The organism is Streptomyces zagrosensis (assembly GCF_014203645.1).
Lineage (GTDB): Bacteria > Actinomycetota > Actinomycetes > Streptomycetales > Streptomycetaceae > Streptomyces > Streptomyces zagrosensis.
On the sequence record NZ_JACHJL010000013.1, the window covers coordinates 238,721 to 259,156 of the forward strand.

Annotated in this window: 11 protein-coding genes; 2 read left to right on the forward strand and 9 right to left on the reverse strand. The window is 70.3% G+C overall.

The genetic code is table 11. From position 1 onward, the window contains the following. Window positions 1-8 precede the first annotated feature (8 nt). From FHS42_RS23965 to FHS42_RS23990, 6 genes are all read right to left on the reverse strand, one after another. On the reverse strand, window positions 9-3,380 hold the full coding sequence (locus FHS42_RS23965; protein WP_446696883.1) for a lantibiotic dehydratase: 3,372 nt from the start codon (window positions 3,378-3,380) through the stop codon (window positions 9-11). Beyond that, window positions 3,367-5,010 (reverse strand): SagB/ThcOx family dehydrogenase, encoded by a 1,644-nt coding sequence (locus FHS42_RS23970; protein WP_184575258.1) that lies wholly within the window; start codon window positions 5,008-5,010, stop codon window positions 3,367-3,369. Before FHS42_RS23970 ends, FHS42_RS23965 begins: the two co-directional genes overlap by 14 nt. 27 nt (window positions 5,011-5,037) lie before the next feature. Next, complete coding sequence (locus tag FHS42_RS23975; protein WP_246495300.1) at window positions 5,038-7,263, reverse strand: TOMM precursor leader peptide-binding protein; 2,226 nt, start codon at window positions 7,261-7,263, stop codon at window positions 5,038-5,040. Next, window positions 7,253-9,676, reverse strand: coding sequence for a TOMM precursor leader peptide-binding protein (locus FHS42_RS23980; protein ID WP_184575260.1), 2,424 nt, complete (start codon window positions 9,674-9,676; stop codon window positions 7,253-7,255). The genes FHS42_RS23975 and FHS42_RS23980 overlap by 11 nt, the downstream gene beginning before the upstream one ends. A gap of 265 nt (window positions 9,677-9,941) precedes the next feature. After that, the gene (locus FHS42_RS23985) at window positions 9,942-11,858 is read right to left on the reverse strand and encodes an AfsR/SARP family transcriptional regulator (protein ID WP_184575262.1); all 1,917 of its coding nucleotides are present in this window, start codon (window positions 11,856-11,858) and stop codon (window positions 9,942-9,944) included. Window positions 11,859-12,968: 1,110 nt separating this feature from the next. Continuing rightward, window positions 12,969-13,646, reverse strand: coding sequence for a thiaminase II/PqqC family protein (locus FHS42_RS23990; RefSeq protein WP_184575264.1), 678 nt, complete (start codon window positions 13,644-13,646; stop codon window positions 12,969-12,971). A gap of 559 nt (window positions 13,647-14,205) precedes the next feature. On the opposite strand from FHS42_RS23990, the gene FHS42_RS23995 reads away from it, so the two are divergent. Next, on the forward strand, window positions 14,206-14,895 hold the full coding sequence (locus tag FHS42_RS23995; protein ID WP_184575344.1) for a L,D-transpeptidase: 690 nt from the start codon (window positions 14,206-14,208) through the stop codon (window positions 14,893-14,895). Between the two features lie 219 nt (window positions 14,896-15,114). On the opposite strand, the gene FHS42_RS24000 is transcribed toward FHS42_RS23995, so the two are convergent. Further along, entirely contained in the window at window positions 15,115-16,575 is a 1,461-nt protein-coding gene (locus FHS42_RS24000; protein ID WP_184575266.1) for an SDR family NAD(P)-dependent oxidoreductase, read from the reverse strand. 316 nt (window positions 16,576-16,891) lie between these two features. On the opposite strand from FHS42_RS24000, the gene FHS42_RS24005 reads away from it, so the two are divergent. Continuing rightward, entirely contained in the window at window positions 16,892-17,275 is a 384-nt protein-coding gene (locus FHS42_RS24005) for an STAS domain-containing protein (RefSeq protein WP_184575268.1), read from the forward strand. Window positions 17,276-17,632: 357 nt separating this feature from the next. Here the strand turns inward: FHS42_RS24005 and FHS42_RS24010 are convergent, their stop codons facing one another. Together FHS42_RS24010 and FHS42_RS24015 are read right to left on the reverse strand one after the other, a co-directional pair. After that, window positions 17,633-18,688, reverse strand: coding sequence for a TauD/TfdA dioxygenase family protein (locus tag FHS42_RS24010; protein ID WP_184575270.1), 1,056 nt, complete (start codon window positions 18,686-18,688; stop codon window positions 17,633-17,635). Between the two features lie 827 nt (window positions 18,689-19,515). Then, window positions 19,516-20,310 (reverse strand): hypothetical protein, encoded by a 795-nt coding sequence (locus tag FHS42_RS24015; protein WP_184575272.1) that lies wholly within the window; start codon window positions 20,308-20,310, stop codon window positions 19,516-19,518. Window positions 20,311-20,436 lie beyond the last annotated feature (126 nt).

Here is a 20,436-nt window from a genome sequence, read left to right on the forward strand (position 1 = left end):
CGGTTCAGTCATCGGCTCGCGTCCTTTACCAGGTCCTTGGCGGCGTTGAAGTCCTTGGCGTCCTTGACGTCCCTGACGTCCTCAACAACGGGATGGGCCGCGGTCGTCGGCGGGTGGGCCCGGGGTGGCGGGGCGGCCGTTTGCCGCTGGTGGGTGATGGTCTCCACCGCGAGTTCGGCGACGTGTCGGCCGCGCGTCGAGGTGACGTGCAGCGCGTCCTCGCCCGGCAGCGCCTCGCGGAGCACGACGCGCGCCTCTCCCATCCCGAGCAGTGCCTCCAGGGCAGCGAGCGAAAGCGGGCTGTCGAAATCGACGTACTGCGGCTTGACGCCGGCTCCGGCGCGCCCGGGACCAGCGGAGACGGTGGCGAAGACGCGGTCCGGGATGCCGTGGGTCAGACGCCAGCGGTGCCAACCGGCGAACCAGCCGGCGTCCGTGTCCCCCGGTGCCCGGGCGGGCAGCTGGGCGACGGTGGTGGCCCAACTGCGGCGGCTGAGCACCAGGCCCCGGTGGGCTACGCGAGGGCGGCGGGTGACGCCGTCGGTCGCGGGGCCTTCCGGCACCCCGGCCCACACGTCCAAAGGGGCCATGGACGTCGGCGAGAGCAGCAGCAGGGTACGCGGGATCTCGGGCAGCGCGAGCGGCACCAGATAGCCCAGGTAGACCGGGATGACCTCGCGCCCGAGCCGCCGCGAGCGCAGCGCCAACCGATCCGCGCGCGGGTCGTGCTCGACGTACAGGTCGTCCAGTTCGATGCGATCGGCCTCGGGAACGGAACTGGTCTCGCCGGGGCACACGATCTCGTAGTCGGTGAGGCGACCGTGCAAGTTGAGGTTGCTGGTGACCGCGCCGCCGGTGATCTCGGCGAAGACCGCGCCTGCTGGCTGGATGGCGCGGGCTTCCGCGCGCAGCCGGGGCGACAGCGCATCGGGACCGGTGGCCCCGTCGTAGCAGTGCGTGAAGCGGCTGAAAGGGAAGGCGAGCCCGCCGTAGGACCGGTTGAGGACGGCCAGCGGTGGGCGGGCGGCGTCCGCCGCGGCCGGGTCACCGCCGCGCGCCACAGCGGCGGGGCGATCACCCGCGCCATCGTGGGGGGCGGGCGCCGGCTGCTCGCCCGCGACCAGTTGGACGAAGTGGCTCTGTGGCGCGAACCCGGCGCCCAGGGGCGCCAGTTGGTCGGCGACGGCCTCGATGAACGTGTCGTCCAGTTCGATGTCCGCCGGCCCGCCGGCCCGCGGCGCCGCCTCCGGTACCGGCGTATCGAGCGCTTCCGCCGCGCCCGGGGCACGCGCCGTCCACAGCTCCCGCATCCGGGTGATGAACTCCCGGCGCGCGGCGTCGAGTGCGCCGATCTGCGGCAGGCCCAGCCAGTTCTCCTCGGGCACGTAATCCCCCGCCGCGTCGAACGGCTGCCGGCGTGCGGTGAAGGTCAGGTACTGGTCGAAGAAGTCCTCGTGGAAGTCGTGCACCAGGCGCAGCAGATCGTCACAGCGCCCGCCGACACCGAACCTGGCCTGAAAGAAGCCCTTGAACGTCAGCCGTTGCGGCAACGTGAGGTCGAAGGCGGGCAGCAGGCGTTCCACGGCCCGCAGTGGCTCGCCAAGCACGCCGTGCCGGGTGTCGAGCGCGTAGGCCAGTTCGCCGTCCGCGCCCCGTGCGGTCACGTCCTCGTACATCAGCGTCTGCGGCAGGGTGCCGTCCGGCGCGCCGAGCTCCTCCTGTAGGACGTGCAGAGTGCGGCGCAGCTCGCGCAGCAGGTGTCTGCGCTGGTCGGTGTCCGCGGCTGCGTATCGGTCCACGAGGGCGATCGGGTCGGCCAGACCTGCGAAGAGAGCGTCGGCCCAGGGGCGGTCGAGCGCGTGGAGCGCGGCACGAAAGGAGCGCAGCGGGTCTGGGCTGTGCACATCGGTGCTCAGACACGGCACCCGGACCATACCGAGCTCCATCAGCGCGGAGACGTAGCGGGCGCACTCGGCGGGGTCGGCGTCTTCTTGTTCGGCGAGCCAGCGCACCAGGTCGCGATGGCGTAGCGTGCCGCGGTCCTCGAAGAGCGCGATCATGCGCTCCAGAACTCCGGTGCGGCGCAGGAAGAACAGGCGGTCGGAGACGGCGTCGAAGGTGACGGCTGCGTTGTTGTCGCCCGCGGTGACCGAGCGCCGCACATAGCGCACCCGGTCGTCCTCCAGGTCCCACCCGGAGGCCAGCGCGAGCGGCAGGTCTCCGCGCCGCTGCGGGTCGGCCAGGATGAGATCGACGAGGCGACCGAGAACGACGACGTTCAGCCGTGGGTGGCTGGTCCACTCGTCGGCAAGGCGCATCGTCTGCCCGGCCAGTTGCGGGGCCATCTCGTGGGCTGTGGCTGCCGCGTCTGACGTATCGGTGCGGGCAATGTTATCGGCGGGATCGGCGGGATCGGCGGGATCGACGGGATCGGCGGGGGCGGCGCGGTTGAGGTGGTCGGCGCGGTCAGCATGGTCGATGTGGTCGGCATGGTCGACGGGGTGGAAGTCGCCGAGTGCGACCGCCGTGAAGGTGCTGAACGGGCTGGTCTTGCAGGCCGTGCGGTACAGATACGAGAGCACGGAGCGCTCGATCTTGCGCTGTCGCTTGCCGGGGCGTGCCGAGGTGTCCGCGACGAACGCGTCAAGCTGGCCATCCAGCGTGGGCGAGGCGAGCAGCAGGCCGCGGCGTAGCTGATCATCGTCCACGATGCGGCGCAATGCGACGCGGGATGCGGCGAGTTCGTCAGCGAGGAGCGGCTCGCCCGCGGCGTACAGCTCGGCGAGCTGACGCCGGTCCGCCAGCCACCCGTTCAGGTCGTCGGCGAGCGCGCTGGCCCGCTCCCCGCCGACCGCCGAGACGAGCGCGAGGGCGCCGGCTTGGTCGCGCGGCAGCCGGTTGTTGAACAGTTCCCTACGCAGCCGCAGCAGGGCACGCCGGGCCGCCTCGTCGTCGTTGGCCCCGACCAGCTCGTACAGTCGATCGCTCAACGCGGCGCCGCTGGCCCGCAGCCGATGTTCCTCGGCGAGCGTGCGGCGGGCCCAGCGTGCGCTGTCGGGGCAGCGCAGCGCATGGACGGTGTCGATGGGCAGCCCGGCCACGCGCAGCATGAACCGGCGGCCGATGGCCCACGAGGGGTCGAGAGATTCGGGCATGGCCGCGCTCTTTCTTCCGGGGTTGGGACCCAGGGCGCCGCTGTCCCCACCGGGCGCGGCGGCTGCTTGGCCGTCGCCTCGGGCGGGTCTTGCGGTGTCGCCGCTGGCCGGTCGTATCGCGTCGTACAGGTCAGCCGGTCGTATCGCGTCGTGCAGGTCAGCCGGTCGTGTCGCGTCGTGCATGTCGGTGGCCTCGTTCGCGTCCATCGGCTCAGGCGATCTCATGGCGGAAGTCGGCGGGCCGCGGGCGCTCATTGCCGACCAGCATGATCAGCAGGGGGGCTTCGCCGGTTGCTTCGAGGCCCAGTTCCTCGATGAAGGAGATGTTGTCGAAGCCCAGCGCGACCCCGGCGCCGAGGCCGAGCGCGGCGGCGGACGTGTAGAAGGTCTGCGAGAGGGCGCCGATGGTGGCGCCCACCAGTCGGTAGCCGCGGTCGCCGATGGCGTCGAGGATGGCGGTGGTGCGCACGGTGGGCACCATGACGGCCGCCGCCTGCTCCAGGTTGTAATTGGCCAGGAAGTAGTTGCGCTGGAGAAAGGGCCCGGGCGGCCCCGCCGTGATCGGGTGCAGCGCATGGGCGGCCGGGTCGTACGCGTAGCCTCCCGGCGCCAGCCCCGCCACATGGTTGACGAAGACGTACAGCGTGGCGAGCTCGGTGCCCGCCCGCGTCACATCGGTGTCCAGATGGGTTCCGGCGTACGAGGCGGCCAACGTCGCCGCAAGCTGCTCGCGGCTGATGGGGCGGGACGCGTCGAACCGGCCGAAGCTGCTCCGCCGTTCGCGCAGCGCGGTGCGCACGCTCATGTCGAGTGGGGTGGGCGCGGGCAGCGGATGGGGGGCGACGCCCGCGCGGGGCGGGGGCGCGGCGGCCGGGGCGAGGGCGCCCGGCGCGGGGCGCTCGGCCGCGTGCTCGGTGGTCGCGGTGTGCATGCGGCGCAGCGCATCGAAGGTGAGCACGCGGCGAGAGCTCTCGCTGTCCTGGTGCCGTACGCCCACCAGGTCGGGGGACGGCACGCCGGTGGCGGGGGGTGCGGTGGTGGCGGGGGGTGCGGCGCCCGCCCAGTGCAGCGGCACCACGGCGAAGATGCCCTCTTCGGCGCCGCGTATCCCCAGGAGTTTGGTCAGCCGCGGCTCGTCGAACCACAGGTTGGGGGCGATGCGCAGCCCTCTGGCCCCGGCCCACATCCGCCAGGTCTGGAGGATGGTGCCGATGTCCATGCTCACTGCGTGGAAGGAGAAGTTGTTGTACTTGAAGGAGTTCTGCCAGAACTTGATGCCCAGGACGAGGTACTGGTCGGTGTACGCGCCACCCGCCGCCTCCTCCCCCAGGGCGGCCCTGACCTCCCCGGACACATCGCCCGCCAGCAGTCGCTGCATGCCGTGGTGTCGGGTGGCGTAGTGGTAGATGCCGGGGGTGAGCGGGCTGGACGGGCCACTCACCCAGTAGACGCTGACCGGGTAGAGGCCGCCGCCGGATGCGGTGCCGCGTGACCAGTTGGCCTGCGGATAAAAGGGCAGCGCGGCAAGGTCGGTGTTGGCCTGGACGCCGAGCCTGCGCCCCACCAGACCGTACGAGTCGAGCAGCATCCCGCCGAGCAGCGGCAGCGTGAAGGCACCGGGCACATCGGCTGGTTGAGGTCTTGACACCGACAGTGGCCCGGGGTGGCGGAAGACTCCGCGGTCCACCGTCGCATCGGCCGGGTAGCCATCGTCGGGCAGCGGGAAGGTTTCGGCTCCCGGGTAGAACTTCGACTTGCGGGGCCGGTCAGCCCAGTCGGGCACGAAGTCGGCCGGTTCCATCGGGACGCGGCCACGGTGCATGATCGCGTCCGCGTACTCATGGGCGTAACCCATGGGAGTGCTCCTCTCTCATGGGGTGGATCAGGGAAACGGGTGCGGGGCAGGGTTGAACTGCTGAGGCGTCAGATCGCTGTCCCGCAGCCCGGCCTCGCGTAGCGCGGTGCGCAGCCGCGGCATGCCCAGGGCACGTTGGCGGCGCCAGCCGAAGTCGATGGGCAGCAGCCCGGGCACGAGAACGCTGACGGTGGTGAGCCCGAGCGCGCGCTGCTCCGGCAAGGTCTGGTCCACGACGAGCACGTCGAATCCGGCAGCGGTGACCGCTGCCACACAGCGCTCCAGATCCTGTTGCAGGTCACCGGACGGCCCGGCCAGGTCTCCGTACTGGGCGGCCATCGAGTGTCCGCGCGGCCTGGGTGGAACGCGCTGCCCGGGGCGCGGGCGCGGGCCGACCAGGAATTGGGCGTGCTCGGCCATCTCGGGGATGCCGTAACACAGCGGATGGTCGTGCAACGCGGCGACCTGGTCGAAGTCATCGGCCATGGCCCGCAGTCGGGGTTCGTCCTGCTCGGTGCGGCGCTGGAGGTTGACGGCATCGGTGGCGATCTCGCACAGTGCGGCGCTGAGCGCGGCCTCCGGATCGAGCCCAGCGCCCGCGCCGAAGCACATGGTGCCAAGCCCCCAGTCGGGCCGTACCGCGACGGCGGTCACCACCGGAACCGGGAAGGACACCCGGGCATCGAAGAACCGCGCCTCGTAGCCGTACATCGCGAGCCGGTCCACCATGTGCCGGGTACGGGCCCGGGCGCTGGTGGCCGGGTCGATCTCGGGCAGTGCCGCCATCCCGTACCAGGCGAGCAGGAAGGCGTCCCGCTCGATGACCTCAAGGAGACCGAAGTAGGCGGCCTCCTCCAAACTGCCGCCAGATGCACAACCGTTGGAGCTCTCCTGGACGAATCGGTTCTCCAGGCCGGGCGCGTGGTAGTACGTCAACACCTCGGGCACCAGGACGGGGCGGTGGTCGCGCAGCGAGTAGCCCCACACCCAGGGGATCACCCGGTCAGGTGAGAACGGTGTGATCCTCGGGTTGTCCCGATAGAAGTCGTCGGAGTACAGGCCGCACTGCCGCGGGTCGAGCGCCTGCTCGGCCAGCTCGGTGAGGCTGCCGGTGACCTTGGTGACCTTGCCGCGGGCGCGCATTCCGGCGTAGCGCTCCAGCCCCTCCAGGACCCCGACGCGCGCGCTGACCTCGAAGGAGTCTGCGTGCCCGCCCCAAAACGTTTCGCGCAGATACTCCCCCGAGCGCATCGAGAAGCAGCCAATGCTCGCGGACGTGGAAGTGGAGGAGACGTCGTAGACGACCGAGGGACCGAGCGCGCCGCAGATCGGGTTGGCGAAGGCCGCGACCGGCAGCCGGTAGGAGTCGATGGGACGCACCCGGAAGGTGCCGGGCGCGTGCTCGGGCGCCGGGGCGAGGGTGAGGGTGGCGGCCTGCGCCGAGTCCTCCTCACGCCGCCCGCACACCGGGCACTGCGGATCGGGCACCAGTGGATACCGGCGCACCTCAAGCGTTTCGAGATCCACCAGGTAGATCGGCGCGAAGGGGCTGTCCCCCTCCGGCCGCTCGGGATGCGCGGCACCTTCCTGTCGCTCGGAGTGCGCAGCCCCCCTTTGCCGCTCGCAATGCATCGCCACCAGTGCCGCGATCGCGTCCGCGGCGAACGGCGTGGCGTACGGCGATGCTCCCGCCGCCCGGGTACCCGAACCCAGTTCCAGCGCGTCCCGCAGCGCCACCGAACGCACCGCCTGCCAGCGGCGGGCCAGGCACCTCGCGCAAGGCTGGTGTTGGGGACCATCGCCGTGGGGACCATCACCCTGGGGACCATCGCCGTGGGGGCCATCGCCGTGGGGGCCATCGCCGTGGGGGCCATCGCCGTGGGGGCCATCGCCGTGGGGGCCATCGGCCACGGGGCCGCCTCCGGCACCGTACGGGCCGCCGGCATCGTGCGCGCCGCCGGTTCCGTACGGGTCGCCGGGTACGCCGGAAGACCCGCGCCCGCTGCGGCCGTTCGGCGCCGGGAAGGGGCCGACGATCGCATGCTGCCCATAGAGGTGCACCGGAACGGCGGGCTCGCTCGGCGGCGGTGTGGGTGTAGTCACCGCGAACTCGTCACGCACCCCGAGCGCGCTCACCCGTACCGGGGGCGCGGCTGCGCCAAGCCCGCTGCGTACGTCGGCGCCGGGCGCGGCACGCACCAGCCGTTCCAAGGTCCGTGCGGACACCTCCCAGGGCTGTGGCTCAGGCGTCATGGCCCGCCCCTTCGGCGTTCGGGGTGCCGGGCTCGGTGGTGGCTGCCGTGTCGGCGCTGCCCGTACCGACGGTGGCGTCCAGACCAGTGGTGAGCAGGACGCGAACCGTGGTGATGCCGCCCGCGGCCAGGTCGGCCGCGCCGGTGGGTACCGCGATCGCGTCTCGTCCTGCCGCTCGTAGCCGGTCCAGGACGGTGCTCCAGGTGGTGGCGGGCCGCTCGCCCGTCATACGGGCCGTCGCCGCGACCAGCGTGCCCGGGGCCAGGTCGCCGAGAAGCGGATCGCCGGTGTCCAACTGCGCGTCGGCGGGCAGCTCGCGCCGCAGCTGCACCTGTCCGAGGAGGTCGCGGATGGCGCTGCCGGCCGCCGTTCGCCACACCAGATCGGCGCCTACGGACCAGACCGGCACTCCGGTTCCCGGGTCCGTGGCACGGGCGAACAGGACGTGCGCCGATGAGTGCTCGCACTCACCCAGGTCGAGCAGTTCAAGGCCCACGCCCAGGGTGTCGGCGGTGCGTACCAAGAAGGTCAGTTCCGGGTCGCCGTCGCCCAGGCCGATCAGCGAGACACCGGTGAGCGATCCGCCGCGCAGGGCGCGTTGGAGTGCGTCGTGCGCCAGGGCGGACAGCAGGCCGCGCCCGGCGGCTTCGGCAACGCTGGCGCCCGCGCCGCAGCCGGCGCGCGTGGGCAAGAAGGCGCGGTCACGGTTGGCGGCACCGAAGGGGCGCACGGCCGCCGCCGGCACCCGCAGCGATTCCTTGGTGAGCAGCGATGTGCCGGCCACCCACTGCGCGCCGTCGCCGGTGGCATGGCCTGGAGCCAGGCCGCTGGCAAGGGCGAGCCGACCGGGCTCGACCGACGTTCCGGCTGCGGCGGCACCCTCCCCGGCGGCTGTGGTGTCTGGGGTGCCTGCGGTGTCTGCGGTGCCTGCGGTGCCTGCGGTGGGGCAGGGGATCACGTGCTCCGCGTACACCTCGGCGGCGGCGTACAGGGCGCGGGTGCGGGCGCCGGCCACGTGGTGCACATCGAACGCGGAGACCTCTCGGCGCCCGCCGTGGCCAGTGGCCAGGCTGATAGTGGTGACCTTGAGTGGGGTCTGCGTGAGGTGTTCGTCAGCGAACGCGGTGAACACCCCGGCGTGCGGCTTGACCAACACCATCCGCGCGTTCAACTCCTCGACCAGGGCGTCGGCGTCACGAGCGGTCTCCACGGTGGTGCCGACCGGCGTGGTCGGGCCGTTGGCGAGCCCGTCGCGCAGCGCCGTCGCGGCGTCAGAGGCGTCAGAGGCGTCAGTGGCGTCTTGGTGCGCGCAGCGCGGGCAGCCGGGATGCGGCAGCAGCGGCTCGGCGGCCACGTCGAGCGATTCCATGTCCTGGACGATGACCTGCCCTTCGGTCTCGGCGGGCAGCGCGCGGGTGGCGAGCCGGAACACCTCGTAGCCGAGCAGGTTGCCGAGCATCGCGGAGAGCGGCCGGCCGGGCTCGCGGCCCGCCGGAGACGGGTGGCCACCGCCGAGCGCGAGGGAGCGCCACAGGTCGGCGGCCTCGCCGGCATCGCCGTTGCCGCCGAGCCGCAGCACGGCGCAGTGCCAGCAGCCACTCGCGTCCCGCGCGGTGAGTGGCCCGACGACGGCGCGGCGGCCCAATGACCACACGGGTATCAGGCGTTTGCCTTCCGGCAGTGGGCTGCTGAGCAACTGGTGCATCCGGCGCGGCGCGTTGTGACCGCCGGTGACCAAGACGGTGTCGTAGTCCGCGAGTGCGGCCCAGTCCAGTTCCGCCCCGGGTGCGCCCGTGGCGGCGGCCGGAGTCGCCTTGCCGTCGAGCAGTTCGATACGGGCCGGGCAGCCTTCGTCGGCCAGTGTCTTGGCCTCGGCGATGACGTCGGCGAACTGGTTGCGCGGGGTGTCGGCACTGGCCAGCACGGCGACGGTGGCGCAGCCGTTACGGATCAGGCTGAGCGCGGCCCAGCGGGCTATGAGGTCGTCGCCGAGTATCGCGACCCGGGTGTCTCGAAAGCGCTGAAAGCGGGTCGCAGCGTCGTCTGCGTAGTGGTCGATGTAGTCGATCTGTGCGGCGAACCGGGTGGCCACGGCCTCGTCCACGGGGCTTTCCGCACGCTCGGACCCGGCCGGCACATCGCGTGCGAAGTCCCGTTCGTAGAGCGTCTTGACCAGTCCGGCGACCATGGCGCGCTGCTGGTCACCGAGGCTGGCGCAGAGGTCGGCTACCCGGTGCCTGCCGTCGAAGTAGGGGACGATGAGCGTGCTGAAGCGGTACGCGGACTTGGCGTTGAGATGGAAGCCTCCCTGGGCGTTGTGAAACAGCACCCCGTCCGGGGTCTCGGTGAAGAGCACATCGCGGCGGATGCGCGGCCGGGTCTGGGCGATCTCTTCATATGCTGCGGCAACCATGTCTGTCCCACCTGTGTCGAATGTGACGGTTCAGGGACCGCCACGGGGTCGGCGTGGAGCTGTGCGGTCAAGCGGCTGGCGGCGAGCGGGGCATGTGGCCGCTGCGGTCCACCGGGGGCGAGTGCGGTGCGGCAGCCGGGTGGTGGCTGCGCGGGTAGGGGACGTACGGGGTGTGGGCGTGCGCTGCGAGGCGTGCGCGGCGGTACGGGCGTACGCGACGTACTCCGGTCGTACGCGGGTACGCGAGACAGGCGCCGGGGTGGGCTCAGTGGGTGGGCACCGGCTCCCGCAGCCCGGCGCCCCCGCGGGCGAAGAGGCGGATCAGGTCGTGCATGCGGTAGCCATCGGGCGGCTCCTCCTCAAGGAGTCCTTCGTCGGCGAGCCGCTCCAGGGTGTCCTCGGCAGCCGCCAGCGGTACATCGAGCGCATCGACGCAGTCCGCGGCGCCGAACCGGTCGCCGGTGCTGTGCCCGAGCCGCATGAACGCCTCGGCGTCGCGCGGTTCCAGCCGGGTCAGCGCGCCGCGCAGTACGTCAGGCACCGACATCCGTGGATCGTCGGCCAGCGCGAGCCGGGCCAGCGGATCGCGGCGCAGCCAGTCGGCGCAGTCGGCGATGCGTAACGTGGGCCGCGTCAACAGCCGGGCAGCGACGATGCGCAGGGCGAGTGGAAAGTGACCGCAGGCGCGGGCCAACTCGCGTGCCGCGTCTGGTTCCCGCTCGGTGCGCTCCACGCCGATGACCGCGCTCAGCAGCCGCCGGGAGCCCTCCTCGGCGAAGGGCTGCACCCGGTGGGTCCAGCCGCCATGGGTGGCGAGCAACCCGGCCAAACCCCGACGACTGGTGATCACTGCCGCGCTGCCCGGGCTCGTGGGCAGCAGCGGCCTGGCCTGGTCGGCGGTGGTGACGTCGTCGAGGATGAGCAGCACCCGGCGGCCGGGGCCTATCCCGGGGACTCCGCCCACCGCCGCCGCCGCATCGGCGGCGGTGCGCGGTGTGCCGTCGCGGTCGTTCATCGACACCAGGGCGACGCCGTCCGGGAAGTCCTCTTGCACCAGGCGGGCGATGTGTCGGGCGAGGGCCGTTTTGCCGACCCCTGGCGCCCCGGAGAGCACCACGGTGCGGGGCCCGGTCTGGTCCGCGGTGAGCCGGGCGGCGATCGACAGGCTCTCCGCGGTACGGCCGGTGAACCCGGGCGGGCCCAGGAAGTCGGGCGGGCCCGCGCCGGGCGCCAGTTCGGCGGTGGCGTTGCGGGCCTGCGGTGGCCGCGCGGGGGCGGTGATCGGGGAGAGGCCGGCGGCGGTCCCTGGTGGCAGGGCCGCCGGGGTGAGCTGCGCCGCGGGGAGTGCGCTGGGCTGCTGCTGGGCGAGCTGGCCGGTGGCCGGGGGCGATGGCGGCCCGAGCTGCGGGGCACGGCTGTCGGTCACCGCGGCCGGAGCCGGGCCGAGTTGATCACCGCGCAGTATGGCCAGCTCAAGGCGGCGTAGCGCGGGCCCGGGCTCGACGCCGAGTTCGTCCAGGAGATAGCCCTTGACGCGGCGGTACTCGGCCAGCGCTTCGGCCTGCCGCCCAGTTCGGTACAGGGCCTCGATGAGTTGCGCCCAAAACCGTTCATGGCCAGGGTGCGAGCGTGCGGCTCCCCACAGTTCGACCAGCACCTCGCGACTGCGGCCAAGGGAGAGCTGGATGTCGCAGACCCGCTCAGTGGCGCGTAGCCGCTCTTCCGTGAGCCGGGGCACCTCGTCACGGTGCAGCGCGTCCGATGGCACATTGGCGAGTAGGGGCCCCTGCCAGAGCGCAAGAGCCTGCTTGAGCGCGGACAGTTCCGCCTCGGGATCGGGCTCGGCGGCGGCCTGACTCAATAGCGCACGAAAGCGCAGTAAATCGAGAGTGGCGACGTCGGCAGGGATGCGATAGCCGCCGGGCACCGCCTCGATAGCGTTGTCAGCAATGCCGTATTTGGCGAAAATCCGCCGCAACCGCAGTACGCAGGTATGTAGAGCCGCCTTTGCCGTCGCGGGCTGTTCCTCACCCCAGACGGCTCGCAGCAAAAAGCCCGTGGAGACAACGGTGTTGGGGTTGATCAACAGGGCGGCGAGCAGGATGGTCGGCTTGGACGGCTGAAGCACGACAATCTCGTCACCGTCCGTAATACTCAGTGGTCCAAGGAGCTGAAAGCGCATCCGCCTACGCCCCCGTACATCTGGCGCACGGCAGCGCGGAAGGCGCCAGTCCTCCCCTTTCCACAGTCGCTGGTTGGCGCGACATGTATCGCGCGGCAATGCCGAGTAGACCTTTAGTGAACATGAGATTCCCCCGAGCGATTCAGCCTTCACGCGCCGTAGAGAACGTGTAACTCGCCACGTCACGGCACCAATTGAAGCTCCCAGCAAGCTAGAACACGCCATCCTGCAAACGCAACACTTCGGCCGCGACGGAACGGCGCGGCCGTGATAGTGCATGCGGAGCTAGTGCGGTCATTTACAAGGGAGTTGGATGGCCGAGAGGGAAAGAGCGTAGTGACCGTCACGGGATCTGTTCACCAGGTGGACGGCGATTTGTCTCCACTAGAGACGTTACCGGCCGAGCAGGCACGGTCATGCAATTTCGCGCCCAATGCCCAGCCGGCGCGGCGGTACGTCAATTCGTCGGCCAGCGAGTGCTCGGGCGCCCTTGGCTGCCGCGGTGCAGGATGGGGTGTGGTTGACCCCCTGTGGACGGAAAAGCGCTATTCCCGCTCCAGCGAAGGACGACGTCCAGGAATGGGCTTGCTTGCGAAGGGCTTTTTCGAAGTCCCGCCGCGCCGCCCCTGGGTTTGGTTTGGGCATGGCGGCGCCGCCAGGGCGTAAGCACCTGGCGGCGCCGCGGCAGGAGGCGCCAGTGGCGTCATCGACACACCGGCAACAGGCCCGTCACGCCGGCTCGGGTTGGGGCGTTGGCTCGGGCGGCCCAGGCGTGGGGCCCGGGGCCGGGGTCGGGTCCGGCGGGAAGGGCGGCACCGGTCCTGGGCCCGGCCCCGGCTCGGGACCTGGCCCAGGACCTGGGCCCGGGCCGGGCGGCGGCGTGGGCGTCGGCGGGACCGGGTCCGGCGTGCCGGGTGGTACGGGCTCCGGATAAATGGGTGGCACCGTCATCGCTGTGACGTCGTACGCCATGAGAAAACTCCTGGGGTTCGCGTGCACGGACAATCCGCCCGTCACCGACCGGCTGCCCTTTCCTTCCTCATTTACTCCCACGCCGCAGCCCGGCGCGACACGACGCCGGACGCGCCATGGCCTCGCCCGCCGCTTCCCTCAGCGAGCTGCCGGCGGGAGCGAAACGTCGGCGAGCGTGTTCCAGAACATCAGCTCGTAGCTGAGCACGAGCTGGCCGTATTGGTCCGCCGCGTCCGTGATGAGCCCACCGTCGAGGCCGGCCTGCACCGCCGAGAGCGCCCGCTCGCCGTCGCCCGCCACCGGTTGTGCGAAGAAGTCGAAGAAGCCGCACGCCTTGGCATCGAAACCGTAGTGCGTCCGTAGTCCGTGCGACATCGTCCCGCAGTAGTCACCCCAGGCCACAAAGTTGGCGACCAGGGCGAGCACCACATTGGCAGGCTCAGCGTTGAGGGCCAACCACGCCAAATACGCGGGATACGCCTGACACCCGGCGCGGGGGCGGTAGCCACGTACCGCGGCTTCGTCGAGACCGCAGGCGGCAGCCAGGCCGTGGAGCCGGGTCATGGCGATGTACTCGCCATCCGCCATCGCGGTGAAGAAGGTACTGATGACGGGTTCGCCGGCGGCGCGCTGCGCCAGATGGAGGAAGGCGCGCCGATCGCTGTCGATGATGCGGTACTGCTCCAAAGCGAGGGTGGTGATGGCCTCAAGCGGCGCCTTCCCCGCCGCCACGAGCGGCACCAACCGGTTGGCGTCCGGCTCCGGCGTCAGCCGCCGCACCGCCGAGTCGAGCAGCTCCGCCGCAGTCACCGTCATCGTGTCACCCTCCAATGGCTCGCCGTTCCCGCTCGGGGTCCTGGCCTGCGTATCGCGCCCACGCTCTCACGCGGGTGCCCACGGACGCCGAACGCAGCGCGCGGAGCGCGCACGAGATGCCGCCCACGGCTGAAACGAGGCCCTTTGGCCACCCCGTACAGCGCTGGGAGCGAGATCGCGGGGGTGGCGCCGGCTCGCTCAGCAGCCAACCTTCGGCCCACCGCCGTCAGCAGCCCTCCTTCGGGCCATCGCCTGGACGGATCACTGACCCGGCTCAAGCCCGAAGTCGCGCCCGGTGCCTTGCGCGACACGCCGCCCGACCGTGAACTTCGCTGGGAGCGGCGCCGCATGGTGCTGGGCGGCCCGCCAACCGCGCACGCGGCCTGTGCGCGCCTTTTGTTGGCTGGGATCACTGGCGCGCCCGCGCGGAAGGTCTGCACAAAATCTGTCGCATCCCATCCGCAACCAAGAGGTCATATGAGTAGTCATATGAGGCATGAGGGTGAACGAGAACAACAAGGACATCGAGCAGGGTCCACGCACCGACAGACGCAGGACCATGGGCCGCCGAGTGGGGGTGCTGCTCGGCATCGCCAGTCTTACGGTGCCGCTGAGTGTGGCACTGGGCACCAGCAGCGCACAGGCCGCGACCGCCTGTACGGCAAAGGCAGGGCCATACCAGAAGCAGGCCGAGAAGTTTCTCGGCAGGCCGGTGGACGGCAAGCAATCCACCGCCGATTGCCGGGCAATTCGAGCTTTCCAGACCAAATACAGCATTTCCCCCAACGCGGGATACGCGGGCCCGGTGACCAAGGGCATGATGGACCTGGTGGGCAAGCAGCGGGCTGCGGGCAAGAATCCGAACAAGGCGAAGAAGTGCCCCACCAACAAGGGGCGCATAGCCTGTATCGATTTGAGCCGGCAGTTGAGCTGGATTCAGGACGGCAAGAAGCTCGTCTACGGTCCGGTGCCGGTGCGCACCGGGCGCAACGGCCATGAGACGCGTACCGGCGCCAAGCGCGTCTACCACCGGAACATCAACCACTGGTCAACGCTCTACCACGTGCGGATGCCGTACAGCCAGTTCTTCGACGGCGGACAGGCGTTCCACGCGATCAGCGGCAACGTCTGGTCGGCGCCGGGCTCGCACGGCTGCGTCAACATGCGCACGGCCGACGCGAAGAAATACTGGAACCTGCTGAAGAACGGCGACGACACGTTCGTCTACGGCCGCAAGCCCGGCACCTGATAGACGGCCCCGACACCATCCCGCCAACGTCCCGGTGGCACACGGCCCTCCGGCCGCCGGGACGAGGGCACCACCCGGCGACAGCTAACCCATTAAGCCAATGCGCCAATGGCGCAAGGGGCCAAGGGTCCATCGCTGGGCGGGTCCACCGTCGCCTCCCGCCCAGCGGCACCGCATGATCCGCGCCGGGCCCGGCCGTTGCCGCCCGGCCGACACTGACTACCAGGCCGAGGGCGCGTAGTCCTTGAGGAAGCAGCCGAAGAGGTCCTCACCGAGTTCGCCGCGCACGATCGGGTCGTAGACCCTGGCCGCGCCGTCCACGAGGTCGAGCGGTGCATGGAAACCCTCCGCCGCGAGCCGGACCTTGTCCGGGTGGGGCCGCTCGTCGGTGATCCAGCCCGTGTCCACGGCCGTCATCAAGATGCCGTCACTCTCCAGCATTTCCTGCGCGCTGGTACGAGTGAGCATGTTGAGGGCGGCCTTGGCCATGTTGGTGTGCGGATGGCCCGCGCCCTTGTAGCCGCGGCTGAACTGGCCTTCCATCGCCGAGACGTTCACCACGTACTTGCGGCGTGCCGCAGCCGCGGCCATCACCGGGCGCAACTGGCTCACCAGCACGAACGGCGCGGTCACATTGCACAGCTGGACCTCAAGCAACTCCAGCGGGTTCACCTCGTGCACCCGCTGCACCCAACTGTTGCTGGGGTCCAGATCGGGCACGAGTCCACCGGCGTCGATCGCGGTGCCGGCCTCGATCCGGGCGAGCGAGGCCGAACCGCTGGTCAGCGCAAGGGCGGTGATCGCGTTGGGGGTCAGGCTGTCGGCATCGGTGCGCTGCCCGGGTAGCACGGCCCGGCCACCGCTGCCGAGGCGCCCGAGCACCTCCTTGGCGGGCAGTTCCCCGGCGGGCAGGGGCGCCTCTTCGGCGGTGAGCAGTTCGGCGTAGGCGCGCGGGCTGCGGCGTACGGTTTGGGCGGCGTTGTTGATGAGGATGTCAAGCGAGCCCTGGGCACTCACCGAGTCGGCCAGCGCGACCACCTGGGCCGGGTCCCGCAGATCGATGCCGACGACCTTCAGCCGGTGCAGCCACTCCGCACTGTCGGGCATCGCCTTGAACCGACGAATGGCGTCGTTGGGAAAGCGTGTGGTGATGGTGGTGTGTGCGCCGTCACGCAGCAGTCGCAGCGCGATGTACATGCCGATCTTGGCGCGGCCACCGGTGAGCAGCGCCCGTCGTCCGCTCAGATCCGTACGGGCGTCGCGCCGCGAGCGGTTCTCCTTGGCACACGACTGGCACAACTGGTGGTAGAAGGCGTCCACCTCGATGTACCGCGTCTTGCAGACGTAGCAGGCGCGTGGCCGCTGTAGGACACCGACGACCTCGGTGTCCGCGGTGGCGGCGAGCGGGACACCCATCGTCTCGTCATCGATGCGGTCGGACGCGCCGGTGGCGGTGGCCTCGGTGACCGCCTTGTCGTTGGCGGTCTTGGCGGCGCGCCGCTCCTGTCGCCGCCGCTGCTTCACGGTCCGGTAAATTCCGGCCGTGGCCCGCCGCACAGCTATCGCGTCGGGGTGGTCGATCGGCAGCCGGTCGAGCTCCGCGAGCACGTCCAAGCAGGCCGCCAACCGGTCCGGGGCAATGCCCATCTCTTCGGCCAGGCTTTCCTCAGCCACCGTCATCGCCGCTACCGTCCCTCGGCCTCGTGCCACCAGCAAACCCTCGAACTGTACGTAGGGGCATGAGGCTTCGCCAAACCCACCGCAAATGCCCACTACTCTTTGTAATCATCGGCCGTGAGGGAGATTTGACACAAGAAGTTCCCCTCTAGACGGTAGTTCACCGTCGAAACGGGCATCATCCCTGGTAACCGCCTCAGCCCTTGGCGTGGATACAGCGGATGAACGACGCGAGAACGGCTCTCCCAAGACGCCGGGCGGCAGAAAATAGTAACACGCAGTAATCACCGACCCGCCTTAACCGGCGAGGGAGCGCCCCATGTCCGAGCAGTACGAACTCCCCTACGCGATCAGGCGCCGGACCGTTGACAGGTTCCTGATCATTGAGCTCCTCGGCGAGATAGACATCCTCGCCGCCTCCCCCAACAGCGACTTCCTCGCAGGTCAAAACCTGGATCGGCACCCGGATGTGGTCGTCGATCTGCGAGGTGTCACCTTCATCGATTGCAGCGGCCTCGGCGCGCTGTGCCAGCTCGCCAACCGGTTACGGCGGCGTGGTCGCCTGCTCAGGATCGTGGTGACCGACCCGTTCACACTCAGGCTGCTCCGTGCCACCCGCCTGACCGAGGTGTTCTTGATCCACGACAGCCTGTCGGCCGCGCTCTCGCACTCCGATGGTGCGGCGGAGGTCACAGCCTCCTGACGGCTCCCCAAGGGGGCTATCGACGGCGGGCCGGCCCCGGGCTCTCGCCCGTGGGTCGCACGCCGGCGAGGTGGTGAAAACGTATAGCGCCCTCCAGCCCGGTTTCCTGGCCCGGCCTCCGTGGCTGGTCTCCAGGCCGGGCCCCGATGGTCCGGCCCCCGGCCGCTTTGCGCGGCCCTTTCGCGGCTTCGCCTGGTGGGGCGGTGCCGCGGCGCGACCTGGCCTCGTTCCTCCCGGCGCTCAATCATCCCCGCCCCACGCGCAGCGCGGCCCAGCGCAGGGCAGCCGTCGTCCTCCTCGGCCGCGGCCACCGCTGCCGCGGGGCTGCTGCCCGGCCCAGCCCCGGCCGCCCTGGCCTCACCCGGTGGCTTCGGGCCGATCCGATGACGGGCTGGTTGCGGCGGTGGAGGCGCCGGACGGGGAGCCATACGGCGGCTCAGGGACGTCCGCCGGGCTGATCAGCACGCTCGGCCTGCCGTCCACGCCGACCGCAATGTCCCCATCGACCGTGATCCGGCGCAGCTTGCGCGGGTGATCGCCCGAGTCGTCCACGCCGTAGTGCTGGGTGGCGCGGTTGTCCCAGATGGCCACGTCGCCCACCTGCCACTGCCAGCGGACCGTGTTCTCCGGGCGCTCGATGTGATGCTGAAACAGCTCGATCAGCAGCCGGGAGTCCTTGCTGGACACTCCCCTGATGCGCTGGACGAAATTGCCGAGCAACAGGGCGCGTTCACCGCTCTCCGGGTGGACGCGCACCACCGGGTGTTCCGTGGTGAACGTGGTCGAGATGAACACTTGGTGATATTGGTCGAGTTGGGCGTCGTTGGCGTCCGGCTTGATGGCCGCGTAGTCGTACTCGTTGGAGTGCAGGGCACGCAGGCTGTCGGCCAGTGTCCGCAGCGGCTCGCTGAGCTCGGCGTACGCGGCTGCGGTATTGGACCACAGCGTGTTCCCTCCGTACGGCGGCAGGACCTGGGCGCGCAGGATGGAAAAGGCCGGATACGCAGGGACGAAGGTGACGTCGGTATGCCATTGGTTGGCCCGACCGCCATGGTCGGAGTCGATGCGCAGCGAGTACCGACCGTCCCCCGATGGCACGGTGGGGTGCGCGACCGGCGTGCCGAGCAGCTTGGCGAACGCCTCGTGCTCCGCTTCGTCCAGGTGGTGCTGCTCGCGGAAGAAGACCACCTTGTGCGCAAGTAGCTGGGCCCGGATGGTGGCCACCGTCTCGGTATCGAGGCCCCCGCCGAGCCGCACCCCTTCGATGACCGCGCCGATCCGGCCATTCAAGCGGGTGCTGCGGAGCCTGCCCGCGTCAGCAGCGGATGCGGACGCGGCCCGCTCCGGCGCGGCTGCGGGCAGCGTGGCTGGCGCCGGGGCTGCGGGCGTCACATGGGTCGGTGCGGTGGTCATGGCGATGCCCTTCCAGTCGGTGGTCAGTCGTGGTCAAGCCGATATGCGCGGCCACACGCCAGGGCTGGCGGTCCGCGGACCTGGTGGCCCGCCGTGCTGTGGCGGCCTCTTGCGGTGCCTGGCGCCAGCGGGTCGGCGGCGGACCCGGCGCGATGGCTCGATGGCTCGTGGCGCAGTAGACGAGTCGGCGGCGCGTCAGTGCATCGCGGCGGCCGGGCCGCGGCGACACGCGGCACAGCGGCGCCGCCCCACGTCGATGCGGAGCCGCGAGGACAGCGGGCTCATGGCTGACATGGTTCGGAGCGTCGCAGCGGCCCGCGCATCGCGTCAACACCATGAACACCTAGGCCCTGTGCCGTGTCTGATGGCAACGCCGGGCCTTTGTGGTCTCGCCGCGCAGTGCTTACGTGGCATGGCATCCGTCCTCGCATTACGTTCTTGAGCTGGGCTTTCACTGGCTCGGATAGCGAGTGGCAGACGCGCGTGGGCCATGCTCATGGGAGCCAGCGAGGCTGCGGGGATTGAGCGCGAGTGCACCGTGCATGGCGCAGGTTGTTCATCTGGCCGCAACACCGTGCTTGAAGAGGCCGACGTCCGGCAGCGGTTCGCGATGCCGCACCTCGGCCAGGACAAGGCCGGCTGCGTCTTGGGACACCACCCGATGCCGTGCAGGGAGAAGATGCTCGGCTGAGAGCTGCGGAGAAGAGGGAGGAAACGCCCTCTGCCTGGCCCGATAGAACCCTTCAGCACGGTCCATCGGTCCAGGTCAGAAAGGCGCTTCCGTAGTTCCGCCGCCACAGTCGCCGTCTCCAAGCGAAACGGCGAGGCTAGAGGTTGGCGGGCAGAGCGAGCGCGATGCGACTCTCGTCACCCGGCAGGTAGAGCACCCGGATGACCCGGCCCACCTGTACCAACTGCACGGCATGCGGCGGCAGAAACTTCTGTACCTCCGTCTCGAACGTCGTGCCGTCCGGGCGGGTCACGACGAGGGTGATGTCGAGCTGGGGGTACCCGTCCCGGACCACCCCGGACACGTCCAGCGACCGCACGACCGCCTGCGCCGCGGTGCCGCGCTCGGCGACGTCGAGCGTCTCCGGAGTCGTCAGGCCACGCCGTACCTGCTCCTGGTCCAGCACGGCCTGAGCCTGAGCGGCATCGCCCGAGCGGTCGAGCTCTACGCGATCGGTGCGGCCGGGGACATACCGTACGGGCAACACGGTCCCCGGCTTCAGCAGCGCCACCTCCGTGATCGCCACGACCATCTTGGCGTGCGATTCAAAGGTGACACCGCCCGCGCCCCGCACACTCAACTCGACGCGCAGTTCGGGCTGGTCGTTGATGGTGGTGCCGGTGGGGCTGGCCGACTTGACGGTGCCCACGCCCACCAGGCCCTTGCGGAAGGCCGCGCTGTTCTTACCGGTGAGCGCCGAAAGCACACCATCCTTGGTGAAGGCCAGCACCACAGGTACCAAACTCACCGCGATGATCAACGGGATCATCTGCGGCCCCACCCAGACGGGGACGCCGGGCTCCATGGGCTCACCATTGAACCCATGCCATACGTAGTAACCCAGTGAGCCAATGAGGAACATCCAGGCGGCGGAACGAATAACCCGAATCATGAGGTGTCCTTATCCGTGTGCTAATCCGTGTGCTAATCCGCGTACGAACCGATGCCGCAGACGTTAGGAAGCTCGTTGCGCCTACCGATCCCAGGTTTGGCGCCCCTCGAACACGCGTTTAAGCTG

What these genes read in the sequence shown, in the direction of transcription:
- FHS42_RS23990 (WP_184575264.1), bottom strand. Translation starts at nt 13,646, where the DNA reads ATGACGGTGACTGCGGCGGAGCTGCTCGACTCGGCGGTGCGGCGGCTG.
- FHS42_RS23980 (WP_184575260.1), bottom strand. Translation starts at nt 9,676, where the DNA reads ATGGTTGCCGCAGCATATGAAGAGATCGCCCAGACCCGGCCGCGCATC.
- FHS42_RS23985 (WP_184575262.1), bottom strand. Translation starts at nt 11,858, where the DNA reads ATGCGCTTTCAGCTCCTTGGACCACTGAGTATTACGGACGGTGACGAG.
- FHS42_RS24010 (WP_184575270.1), bottom strand. Translation starts at nt 18,688, where the DNA reads ATGACCACCGCACCGACCCATGTGACGCCCGCAGCCCCGGCGCCAGCC.
- FHS42_RS23995 (WP_184575344.1), top strand. Translation starts at nt 14,206, where the DNA reads ATGGGCCGCCGAGTGGGGGTGCTGCTCGGCATCGCCAGTCTTACGGTG.
- FHS42_RS24000 (WP_184575266.1), bottom strand. Translation starts at nt 16,575, where the DNA reads ATGACGGTGGCTGAGGAAAGCCTGGCCGAAGAGATGGGCATTGCCCCG.
- FHS42_RS24015 (WP_184575272.1), bottom strand. Translation starts at nt 20,310, where the DNA reads ATGATTCGGGTTATTCGTTCCGCCGCCTGGATGTTCCTCATTGGCTCA.
- FHS42_RS24005 (WP_184575268.1), top strand. Translation starts at nt 16,892, where the DNA reads ATGTCCGAGCAGTACGAACTCCCCTACGCGATCAGGCGCCGGACCGTT.
- FHS42_RS23975 (WP_246495300.1), bottom strand. Translation starts at nt 7,263, where the DNA reads ATGACGCCTGAGCCACAGCCCTGGGAGGTGTCCGCACGGACCTTGGAA.
- FHS42_RS23965 (WP_446696883.1), bottom strand. Translation starts at nt 3,380, where the DNA reads ATGAGATCGCCTGAGCCGATGGACGCGAACGAGGCCACCGACATGCAC.
- FHS42_RS23970 (WP_184575258.1), bottom strand. Translation starts at nt 5,010, where the DNA reads ATGGGTTACGCCCATGAGTACGCGGACGCGATCATGCACCGTGGCCGC.